This is a genomic window from Mesorhizobium sp. LSJC285A00, assembly GCF_000503155.1.
Lineage (GTDB): Bacteria > Pseudomonadota > Alphaproteobacteria > Rhizobiales > Rhizobiaceae > Mesorhizobium.
Genome location: NZ_AYVK01000027.1, coordinates 173126 through 183465 on the forward strand (window position 1 = coordinate 173126; position 10340 = coordinate 183465).

Genomic DNA, 10340 nt, shown 5'->3' on the forward strand with positions numbered 1-10340 from the left:
TTGTCGGCTCCAAACCATTCTTATGGGACCGGCATGGACATTTCATCCGCCCGCCTGACTGCGCTGCTGCGCGAGGCCATGATATTGGCAGCGGTGCCGTCGGCGAAGGCCGATCCGGCGAAAGCAGCACTTATAAAGGCGCTGGTGCAGCCGCCGACGCCATCCGGTGCGCCTTTGCAGCCGGCAGCGGCGCCGGCGCTGCAGGCGCTGTTGTCCGCAGCCGTCGCAAAGGGGCAGCAGACGGGTTCAGCCGAGATCCTGCAGGCCTATCTGGCGCTTGCCGAACCGGGTGACGCGGCGCCCGACGATTTCGGGCCGACAACGGCTGCGACAGGCAAGGCGACGCCAGCCAACGACGATGCACAGCGCGGTCTGCCGGTGCCGCCGGCCAGGGCCGATGATGGCGCTGCCGCAAAGCCGGCAGGACTGCCCTGGTTTGCGCTTCTCGCACCGGGGGTTTCGCCGCCGCGCCGCGCCTCCGCCACCGACGCGGCGGCGAAGCGGGGGCAGGCGATGTCTGGGTCGAATGACACGGTCCAGCCCGAAGGCCGGCAGCAGATGCGTGTCGGCCTGATGGCGCTGGCAGCCGGGTTTCTGGCCGTCGCCATTGTCGGGCTCGCCTTGCTGGTGCTTGGCTGAGCACCGAACGATCGCCGCTATCGCTCGGCTTCGAGGAAAGCTTCCATCTTGTCCATCGCCAGCCCCGCCTCGACAGCGATACGGCGTGAAAGTTCGGCGGCAGCCGTACGCGGCCGCCCCAGCGGCCGGTCCAGCCAGTNCGCCAGCGCGATGCCGAGCCCGTAAGCTGCGGCGTCGAGCACCAGATTGTAGTCCTCGAAGCGGCGATCCTGCGGGCGCGGGCGGTAGTCCATCCCTTGCGCGGCAAACCAGGCACGCCAACCCGAAGCGTCGGAATCGTTGATCAGTGGAAACCTCAGCAGCCGGGCCGGGTCGCCGCGGCCGATCTCGCGGGCAAGGCCGGGCGCGGCGACGGGAAAGACATGTTCCTCGAACAGCTTCACCGAGATGCGGCCCGGAATGCCCCCGCGGCCGCAGCGGACCGACAGGTCGATGCCTTCATCGGCAAGGTCGCCCTGGCGGATGTCGACGTCGAGCACGATGCGCAGCTTGGTTGGATTGTTCTCCAGCGCCGCCATGCGTGGCATCAGCCACAGCCCGCTGACGGAGGGTATCGAGGTCAGCCGCACCACGGCGGTGCCGCGCGGCTCGACCCAGCGGTCGGAATGGCTGGAGATCAGCGCAAAGGCTTCCGCCGTGCGCAGATGCAGGCGGTTGCCCTCGATGGTCAGCGAGACGCCGCGCGCGCCGCGGTCGAACACTTTCAAGCCCAGCCAGTCCTCCAGCTTGGCGATCTGCCGGCTGACGGCGCCGTGGGTGATGTTGAGCTTCTCGGCCGCGGCCGAAAAGCTCCCCGTTCGCGCCGCCGCATCGAAGGCGCGCAGGGTCTCGAGCGGCACCATTGTGTCTGAGCTGTGATCCATAGTCACAGGTGATCCTCGATTTGATCGTTTGTCAACGGCGCCGAAAAGGCGCTTTCTGCCTTTCAACACTCTGGGAACCCGAGGACAGGCAGATGAGCGCAACGACCAGCACGTCGAATCCGACACAGCGGATGGACACCACGGCGGCCATCGCCGTGGCCTTGACGGTGGTCGGCTGGGCCTCGGCCTTTCCCGCGATCCGTGCCGGCCTCGCCGCTTTCGGGCCGCTGGAACTCGGTGCGTTGCGCTTTGCCATTGCCGCGGTGCCGGCGGCGATCTTTCTTGCCGTCAAGCGCCCGGCGCTGCCGAGGCTCGACGAAGTGTGGCGCCTGGTCTTTGGCGGCGCCATCTTCGTCGCGCTCTACACTGTCATGCTCAATTTCGGCGAATTGACGGTTTCGGCGGGTGCCGCCGGTTTCATCATCAATGTCAGCCCGATCTTCACCGCCATCATGGCAATGGCATTGCTCGGCGAGCGCTTCTCAAGCTGGGCCTGGTTCGGCACGGCGATTTCTTTCGCCGGCATCGGCATCATCGCTGTGGCTGACGGCAATGGCTTGAGTTTCGACACCGGCGCGCTGCTGGTTCTTGGCTCCGCGCTGTGCTCGGCCGTCAACACGATCGTCCAGAAGCCGCTCTTTGCCCGCCATCACCCGCTGACCATTTCGGCCTCGAACATGATTCTTGGCGCTCTTTGCCTGGCACCCTTTCTGCCGAGCGGCTTTGCGCAGGCCGCGGTCGCCAACACGGCCGGTATCGGCGCCGTGATCTTTCTTGGCATCGTGCCCAGCCTGATCGCCTATGCCGCCTGGGCAACCGCACTGTCGCGTCTTCCGGCAGCGCGCGCGTCGAACTTCCTCTATCTGGTCTCGCCCATGTCAGCCCTGATCGGCTTCTTCTGGCTGGGCGAAGTGCCGACGCTACTTGGTATCCTCGGCGGCGCACTGGCGCTGGGCGGCGTGATCGTGGTGAATTTAAAGCGTTAAAACAAATGATTTGAGCTGTTTTCGGACTCAAACCGGGAACCGCATTCCATCAGAATGCAGACACCCAGAGGAAGGACAGCTGTGGTATGCTGCCTTCACTGGGGGACGGAATGGGAAGACTGTTCATATCGGCAATTTTTTGCGTTTTGCTGCTGACCGGGAAAGCCGCTGCGGGCTGGTATCAGGTCGAAAACTACGAAGGCTCCATCGGACCTAACCCCGTCCACCTATCGCTGCAGAGATATGACAGTTTCGGCAGCGGGATTACGGTCGAGGGGAGCTATTTCTACGACGCGAAGCAAAGCCCGATAGCGGTGTACGGCAAGATCAGTGGCACCAGCCTCTTCCTTTGCGAGATTGCGGACGACAGGGAGTTCGACAGGTTGCTGGTCATGGGATCGAAAACGCCCGTTGGCACCGCCGGATGTCCGTTTTCTCTTGACCTTGGCGAAAGCGGCGCAACAGGGACTTGGAGCAAGGGCTCGGACAAGTTCCCGATCACGCTGAAGAAGGTCGCAAGCCTCGACGATACCGGTGAGGCGAAGGTTGACGGCACCGTCGAGATTCCCTTCTGGGCGCAGACAGCCACCCACAGATTTGCCGGGGTCTACGAGAAAGCGGGCTTTCTCGTCTGCATGAATAAGCTGCGGGTCATCGATAAGAAGAAAAAGAAGGTCGTTCAGGAGATCGCTTTCGATGACGACGATTGTGATGCCGGCATGCTGATGACTCCCATCTACATGAATGTTCAAAAACAGGTTGGGAGAAGCTTCGAGATAATCTCCGTGAATTTTCGCGGCGGTAGCGCCGGTTACTCAAGGGATTACGTTTTCTCTCATAGGTTCAAGGATTATCGCCTGTTGGTGAATTGAGCGTGTGCCCTGACCTGGCTTGTGCTCACCGCCGCCCAAACAGCCGCTCTATATCGGCGAGCTTGAGTTCGATATAGGTCGGGCGGCCGTGGTTGCAGGTGCCGGAGCCCGGCGTTGCTTCCATCTGGCGCAGCAGCGCGTTCATCTCCTCAGGCTTGAGCAGGCGGCCGGAGCGGACCGAGCCGTGGCAGGCCATGGTGGCGGCGATCTTGTCCAGTCGTTCCTTCAGCGTCTCGATCGTGTCGTTGTCGGCGATCTCGTCGGCAAGATCACGCACCAATTGCTGGACATTGGTTTCGCCGAGCATCGACGGCGTCTCGCGCACCGCCACCGCGCCGGGACCGAAACGCTCAATGCCGAGGCCGAACCGGGCCAGCGTTTCGGAATGCATGGCCAGCCGCTCGGCGTCCTCCTCCGGCAGGTCGACGATCTCCGGCAGAAGCAGCATCTGCGAGGGCACCGCGCGCGAGTGCAGGGCATTCTTCAACGCCTCGTAGACCAGCCGCTCATGCGCCGCGTGCTGGTCGACGATGACAAGCGAATCCCTCGTCTGGGCGACGATGTAGTTCTCGTGGACCTGCGCGCGGGCGGCGCCCAGCGCGGTGCCGAGCAGCGTCTCGGCCGGCTCGGCTGAGCCGGCACGCGCATCGGCGCTGGCGAGCGGACCGGCGTCGAATGCAGCCTGGTCGTTTTCGCGGAAGCCGGCGCCGTCAAATNCGTTGGCAGGACCCGCATGGGCGTATGAGGCGGCTCCCGGCCGGAACGCCGCCACCATCCCGGCGGCCCCGCTGGTGGCGGCGCGGATGCCGGCATTGGCCAGCGCCTCGCGAATGGCGCCGACGATCAGCCCGCGCACCAGGCCGGGGTCGCGAAAGCGCACATCGGCCTTGGCTGGGTGGACGTTGACGTCGACGGTCGCCGGATCGAGCGTCAGGAACAGCACGGTCACCGCGTGCCGGTCGCGCGGCAGCACATCGGCGAAAGCGCCGCGAATGGCGCCGGCAATCAGCTTGTCGCGCACCGGACGGCCGTTGACATAGGCATATTGCTGCAGCGCGTTGGCGCGGGTGAAGGACGGGATCGAGACGTGGCCGGTCAGGTGCACGCCGTCCCGGCTGGCGTCGATAGCGATGGAATTGTCGGGAAACTCGGCGCCCATCACCTGGGCGACGCGGCGCAGGCTGCCCTCGGTACTGTCATCGGTCGCCGGCAATTCCAGCGTCGAGCGGTCCGAGCCGGCGAGCGTAAAGCGCACGGCAGGGAAGGCGATGGCGATGCGCTTGACCACGTCGCTGGTGGCGGAGCTTTCGGCGCGCTCGCCCTTCATGAATTTGAGCCGCGCCGGCGTGGCGAAGAACAGGTCGCGCACCTCGACCGTGGTGCCGCGGTTGGCCGCCGCCGGTTTGACCGCCGAAACGCGGCCGCCTTCGATGGCGATCTCGGCTGCAGCGTCGCCTGCGGCCGTGCGCGAGCGAACCGACAGTCGCGACACCGAACCAATTGACGGCAATGCCTCGCCACGGAACCCGAGCGAGCGGATATCATGAATGTTGTCGGCAAGTTTCGAGGTGCAGTGGCGCGCAATGGCCAGCGCCAGTTCCTGTTCGGGGATACCGGAGCCGTCATCGGTGACGCGGATCAGGTTCAGCCCGCCGCCGGCAGTGACGACCTCGACGCGGGAGGCGCCGGCGTCGAGCGCGTTTTCGACCAGTTCCTTCACCACGCTCGCCGGACGCTCGATGACTTCGCCGGCGGCGATCTGGTTGATCATCGTTTCGGAAAGCTGGCGAATGGGCATGGGGGTATTATAGGCGGATTCGAAGGGTGTGCGGAAGGCTTCAATGAATGCCGGACATTGGAGACGCCAGCGGGACAGCACCCCCCTCTGGCCTGCCGGCCATCTCCCCCGCAAGGAGGGAGATCAGATGTCACGACGGCTTTCGCCAATCTTCAATGCTTGAAGGGTGACGCGACATATGAACTGCCAATCTCCCCCCTTGCGGGGGAGATGTCCGGCAGGACAGAGGGGGGTGTGAAGGAACTCCGCGATAGTGACTACGCTGCAACCGATTTCAAGCCTGCGCCGCCAGCCAGTCCCTGACTTTCCGCGCATTCTCGCTCAACTCCCGGTTCTTCGGCCAAACCACATAGAACGCCTTGCCGGTTCTCAGCACATGGTCGGTCACCGGCACCAGCAGCCCCGACGCCAGGAGCCGTTCGGCCAGATGCCGCCAGCCGAGCGCGATGCCTTGGCCCTCCATGACGCCCTGGATCACGAGGCCGTAATCGTTGATGCGCAGGCCGCGCGCGGTGTTGTCGAGCCTGCCGCCCGCAGACTGGAACCATTCGTCCCAGCTAGCCGCCTCGCGGTAGGGCTCCTCGAGGTGGATCAGGCGATGCGTCGCCAGCTCCGCGACGCTCCTTGGCATGCCGAATTTCGCGAGATAGCTGGCGCCAACCACCGGAAAAATCTCCTCGTCGGCCAGCGGCAGCGAATGATAATCGGCCCAGTCGCGCGGTTCGCCGCCGCGAACGGCGAGCGGGATGCCCTCGGCGATGATGTCGAGATCACGGTCGGCGGTCTGGATGCGCAAGTCGATGCCCGGCAGTTCGTCGCGGAACTGCTGCAGGCGCGGCATCATCCAGAACGAGCCGAAGGCGGTCGACGCCGCCAGCGTGACATGGCCGCCGCTCGCCTGCAGGCGCAGATCCTCGGCCGATTTGCGGATATGCGACAGACCGAGCGAGACGTCGGCATGGAAGCGTTCGCCCGCTTCTGTCAGGACGACCTGGCGGTGGCGGCGCTGGAACAGCTGCGCGCTAAGCTGTTCCTCCAACCCGCGCACCGCATAGGAGACGGCGGCCTGCGTCATGCCGAGCTCGCGCCCGGCAGCGGTGAAGCTCGACAGCCGGCCCGCCGCCTCGAAGACGATCAGGCTGCCGGCCGAGGGCAGGAGGTGGCGCAGGCTTCGCATAAGCTGAGCTTATACAAGAGATCAGGATTTTCCAGCGTCACATCCATATTTCCTCTCGCTAACTTGGTTGGACGGAATGAGGAGGCTCCATGAACGCACCGGCCGCTGAACTGACCGAGCAAACCCACCGCCGCGGCGGTGGTCGCCTCGGACGCAAGGCGCTGAGGAGCGCCCCCGTCACCTCGTTCCCAACGCTGGTCCGCGAGATTCCCACCTACCAGATGGTCCCGGACGAGGCGGTGGAACTGATCCACCAGGAGTCACTCGCCATCCTCGAAGAGGTCGGTTGCGAGTTCCGCGACGACGAGGCGATCGCCATGTGGAAGGCGGCGGGCGCCGACGTGTCCGAGACACGCGTCCGCATCGACCGCGGCCTGCTGATGGAACTGGTCGCGAAGGTTCCGTCCGAGTTCACCCTCAATGCGCGCAATCCCGAGCGCACCGTGAGCGTCGGCGGCAAGAACTCCATCTTCGCGCCGATGTATGGCGCGCCTTACGTGCGCGACCTCGACAACAACCGGCGTTATGGCACGCTTGAAGACCTCAACAATTTCCACAAGCTCGCCTACATGGCCCCGGCGCTGCATTCGTCGAGTTCGATCATCTGCGAGCCGATGGAGATCGCGGTGCCGAAACGGCATCTCCACATCATCCATTCGGCGCTGAAGCATTCCGACAAGCCGTTCATGGGCATCGTTACTTCCAAAGACCGCGCCGAAGACACGATGGCGATGGCGGGCATCGTCTTCGGCGAGGAGTTCGTCCGCGACAACCCGGTGCTGGTGTCGATTACCAACTGCAACTCGCCGCTGGTGTGGGACGCCACCATGCTGGACGCGATGAAGGTCTATGCGCGCAGCAATCAGCCGCTGATCCTGGCGCCCTTTGCGCTGTGCGGCGCATCGACTTCGGCCTCGGCCGTCGGCGCGGTGGCGCAGGTCAATGCCGAAGCATTGGCCGGCGTCGCTTTCACCCAGCTGCTGCGCCCGGGTTCGCCCCAGATCTACGGCCAGTTCATGGTGACGGTCGACATGAAGACCGGCGCGCCGATGGGCGGCACGCCGGAAGCCGCCCAGATGATGTATCTGATGGGCGCGCTGGCGCGGAAATACAAACTGCCCTGGCGAACCTCCGGCTTCCATGTCGGCTCCAAGCTCAACGACGCCCAGGCCGGCTATGAATCCAACATGCTGATGCATGCCGCCATCCTCGCCGGCGCCAATTATATCTGGCACTCCGCCGGCTGGTTGGAGGCCGGGCTGACATGCGGCTATTCGAAATTCGCCACCGACTGCGAGCAGCTTGTCGGCTGGTATAAATATGCCGGCGGCCTGCCGTTCGACGATTTCAAGGAGGCCATGGCGGCGATCCGCGAAGTCGGGCCGCAGGGCCATTTCCTCGGCACCCAGCACACGCTCGATCATTACGAGTCGGCATTCTTCATGCCCACCATCATGGATTTCAACTCCTACGAACAATGGAAGGACGGAGGGGCGAAGGACCACGACACGCGCGGCCGCGAGAAAGCCCGCAACATGCTGGCCGACTATGAAGAGCCGAAACTCGATGAGGGCATTGCCGAGGGCCTCAGGGACTTTATCGCGCAGCGCGAAGAGAGGCTGCCCGACAGCGTTAGCTAAGAGAACGACGAATGAGTTGATAACGGGCGAAGACCCGATGGGAACCGCAAGGGAGAAAGACATGACACTTTTCAAAAGCAATGGCGATCGCGTGCCGACGGCCATCGAGGCGATGGCGCAAGAGACGCGTGCTGGCCGTATGGACCGGCGCGAGTTTCTTGCATTGGCAAGTGCGTTCGGCGCATCGACGGCGCTGGCCTACGGCATGATCGGCCTTGCCGCGCCGGGACAGGCTTTTGCCGAGGAGCCGAAGAAGGGCGGCACGCTGCACATATCGATGTCGGTCAAGGCACAAAAAGATCCGCGCACCTATGACTGGGTGGAACTGGCCAACATCTCGCGCTGCTGGCTGGAGCCGCTGGTCCGCTACACCAGGGAATTCACCTTCGAGCCAGTGCTGCTCGAAAGCTGGGACATCAATGACGACGCCACGGAATACACGTTGCATGTGCGCAAGGGCATCACCTGGAACAATGGCGATGCCTTCAACGCCGATGACGTGGTCTTCAATGTTACCCGCTGGTGCGAGAAGAAGGTCGCCGGCAACTCCATGGCCGCTCGCGTCGGCGGGCTGATCGACGAAAAGTCGGGCAAGGCCAGGGAAGGCGCGATCGCCAAGGTCGACGACAATACGGTCAAGCTGACGCTCAGCGCGCCCGACATTTCGCTGATCCCGAACCTCACCGATTATCCCGCGCTCGTCGTCCACCGCAATTTCGACGCCGAAGGCGCCGACCCGGTCAAGAAGCCGATCGGCACGGGCCCGTTCGAACTGGTCTCCTACGATGTTGGCCAGAAGGCGGTGGTCAAGCGTCGTGAAAACGGCAAGTGGTGGGGTGGTGAAGCGCCGCTCGACAGCGTCGAGTTCATCGACTACGGCACCGACTTCAACGCTTCGATCAACGCCTTCGAATCCGGCGAGATAGACCTCAATTTCGAGACGCCGGCCGACTTCATCGACATCCTGGATAAGATGGGGCTGGAGAAGTCCGAGGTTGCGACGGCAACCACGCTGGTTGCCCGCACGAACGTTACCCACAAGCCCTATGACGACCAGCGGGTGCGCAGCGCGCTGCAGATGGCGGTCGACAACAATGCGGTGCTGGAACTCGGCTATGCCGGGCGAGGGACGGTCGGTGAAAACCACCATGTCAGCCCTATCCATCCTGAATATTTCGCGCTGCCCAAGAAGACGCGCGACGCGGCCGGCGCCAAGAAGCTGATGGCGGACGCAGGGCAGGCCGATTTCGAGCACGAGCTGATCACCGTCGAGGACGATTGGCAGAAGAACACCGGCGACGCGATTGCGGGCCAGCTGCGCGACGCCGGCATCAAGGTGAAGCGCACGGTGCTGCCGGGCTCGACCTTCTGGAACGACTGGACGAAGTATCCCTATTCGATGACCATCTGGTACATGCGCCCGCTTGGCGTCCAGGTGCTGGCGCTTGGTTATCGCACCGGCGAAGCCTGGAATGAATCGGCCTATTCCAACCCGGACTTCGACGCCAAGCTGAAGCAGGCGCTGTCGCTGATCGACGTGGAGAAACGGCGTGAGGTGATGAAGGATGTCGAGCAGATCCTGCAGGATTCCGGCGTCATCATTCAACCCTTCTGGCAGAAGCTCTACAGCCACATGAACAAGAAGGTGAAGAACTACGGCGTCCACCAGACCTTCGAGATGGACCTGCAGAACGTCTGGCTGGATGGCTGAGACGGTGCAAGCCGGGGCTTTATGAGCCGCAAAAAAGCCGATATGCAGGATGTCTGGTATTGCCGCCTTGCCGCCAAACGTCCGGAGATCCTGCATGAAACCGATAGTGCTTGCCGCTGTCTTTTCGATTGCCTTGCCTGCGACGGTGCTGGCCGGGCCGGCTTCCAACGCCGTGAAGTTCTTTTATCTGCCCGAGGTGAAATTCGAGGGAGATGCAAAGTACCGCGACCGCTTCACCGAGCCGGTGACCAAGCTGTTCGATCTCAACGACCAGGCAACGAAGAACAAGCCCGACGAAGTCGCCTGCCTCGACTTCGATCCCGGCCTCGACGCGCAGGATTTCGACCAGAAGTCGATTGCCAAGACATTGAAGCTGGCCGAGACCGTCAATGGCGATACGGCCGAAGTCACCGCCACCTTCAGCCTTTTTGCGGAAGGCGATGATTCCAAACGCGAAATGCTGTGGTCGCTGAAGAAAATCGACGGCAAATGGAAGGTCGCCGACATCACCTCCAAGACCAGCAGCTGGACGCTGAGCGCGCTGGAATGCATGCCCGACAAAGCGCCGGAGTGATCCTGTGCTTCGCCGTCTTGCCCTGGCGCTGTCGACCATATGCCTGTTGGCGGTGGGTACGAGCGCCGCCGCCGCTCAAG

The 10340-nt window shown here is 63.5% G+C and carries 9 protein-coding genes; 6 read left to right on the top strand and 3 right to left on the bottom strand.

What is annotated here, in order from left to right; all coding sequences use genetic code 11:
* The first annotated feature begins 33 nt into the window (after positions 1 to 33).
* Entirely contained in the window at positions 34 to 639 is a 606-nt protein-coding gene (locus tag X726_RS147360; protein ID WP_023671581.1) for a hypothetical protein, read from the top strand.
* Between the two features lie 17 nt (positions 640 to 656).
* On the opposite strand, the gene X726_RS147355 is transcribed toward X726_RS147360, so the two are convergent.
* A complete protein-coding gene (locus X726_RS147355; protein ID WP_031215165.1) occupies positions 657 to 1502 on the bottom strand; it encodes a LysR family transcriptional regulator in 846 nt (281 codons plus the stop codon).
* Positions 1503 to 1594: 92 nt separating this feature from the next.
* Here X726_RS147355 and X726_RS147350 point away from each other — a divergent pair, with 92 nt between their 5' ends.
* Positions 1595 to 2488, top strand: coding sequence for a DMT family transporter (locus X726_RS147350; RefSeq protein WP_023671583.1), 894 nt, complete (start codon positions 1595 to 1597; stop codon positions 2486 to 2488).
* Positions 2489 to 2574: 86 nt separating this feature from the next.
* Positions 2575 to 3360, top strand: coding sequence for a hypothetical protein (locus X726_RS147345; protein ID WP_023671584.1), 786 nt, complete (start codon positions 2575 to 2577; stop codon positions 3358 to 3360).
* Positions 3361 to 3385: 25 nt separating this feature from the next.
* Here X726_RS147345 and mutL read toward each other — a convergent pair whose 3' ends face one another.
* Complete coding sequence (mutL, locus tag X726_RS147340) at positions 3386 to 5158, bottom strand: DNA mismatch repair endonuclease MutL (protein WP_023671585.1); 1773 nt, start codon at positions 5156 to 5158, stop codon at positions 3386 to 3388.
* A gap of 274 nt (positions 5159 to 5432) precedes the next feature.
* A complete protein-coding gene (locus X726_RS147335) occupies positions 5433 to 6335 on the bottom strand; it encodes a LysR substrate-binding domain-containing protein (RefSeq protein WP_023671586.1) in 903 nt (300 codons plus the stop codon).
* An 89-nt stretch (positions 6336 to 6424) separates the two neighbouring features.
* Here X726_RS147335 and X726_RS147330 point away from each other — a divergent pair, with 89 nt between their 5' ends.
* From X726_RS147330 to X726_RS147320, 3 genes are all read left to right on the top strand, one after another.
* On the top strand, positions 6425 to 7975 hold the full coding sequence (locus X726_RS147330) for a trimethylamine methyltransferase family protein (protein ID WP_023671587.1): 1551 nt from the start codon (positions 6425 to 6427) through the stop codon (positions 7973 to 7975).
* A gap of 61 nt (positions 7976 to 8036) precedes the next feature.
* The gene (locus X726_RS147325; RefSeq protein WP_023715228.1) at positions 8037 to 9686 is read left to right on the top strand and encodes an ABC transporter substrate-binding protein; all 1650 of its coding nucleotides are present in this window, start codon (positions 8037 to 8039) and stop codon (positions 9684 to 9686) included.
* A 94-nt stretch (positions 9687 to 9780) separates the two neighbouring features.
* Positions 9781 to 10260 carry a DUF3828 domain-containing protein gene (locus X726_RS147320; protein ID WP_023671589.1) on the top strand — a complete coding sequence of 160 codons (480 nt, stop codon included), beginning with the start codon at positions 9781 to 9783 and terminating at the stop codon, positions 10258 to 10260.
* The last annotated feature ends 80 nt before the right edge of the window (positions 10261 to 10340 follow it).

What these genes read in the sequence shown, in the direction of transcription:
- X726_RS147360 (WP_023671581.1), top strand. Translation starts at nt 34, where the DNA reads ATGGACATTTCATCCGCCCGCCTGACTGCGCTGCTGCGCGAGGCCATG.
- X726_RS147350 (WP_023671583.1), top strand. Translation starts at nt 1,595, where the DNA reads ATGAGCGCAACGACCAGCACGTCGAATCCGACACAGCGGATGGACACC.
- X726_RS147345 (WP_023671584.1), top strand. Translation starts at nt 2,575, where the DNA reads ATGCTGCCTTCACTGGGGGACGGAATGGGAAGACTGTTCATATCGGCA.
- X726_RS147335 (WP_023671586.1), bottom strand. Translation starts at nt 6,335, where the DNA reads ATGCGAAGCCTGCGCCACCTCCTGCCCTCGGCCGGCAGCCTGATCGTC.
- X726_RS147330 (WP_023671587.1), top strand. Translation starts at nt 6,425, where the DNA reads ATGAACGCACCGGCCGCTGAACTGACCGAGCAAACCCACCGCCGCGGC.
- X726_RS147325 (WP_023715228.1), top strand. Translation starts at nt 8,037, where the DNA reads ATGACACTTTTCAAAAGCAATGGCGATCGCGTGCCGACGGCCATCGAG.
- X726_RS147320 (WP_023671589.1), top strand. Translation starts at nt 9,781, where the DNA reads ATGAAACCGATAGTGCTTGCCGCTGTCTTTTCGATTGCCTTGCCTGCG.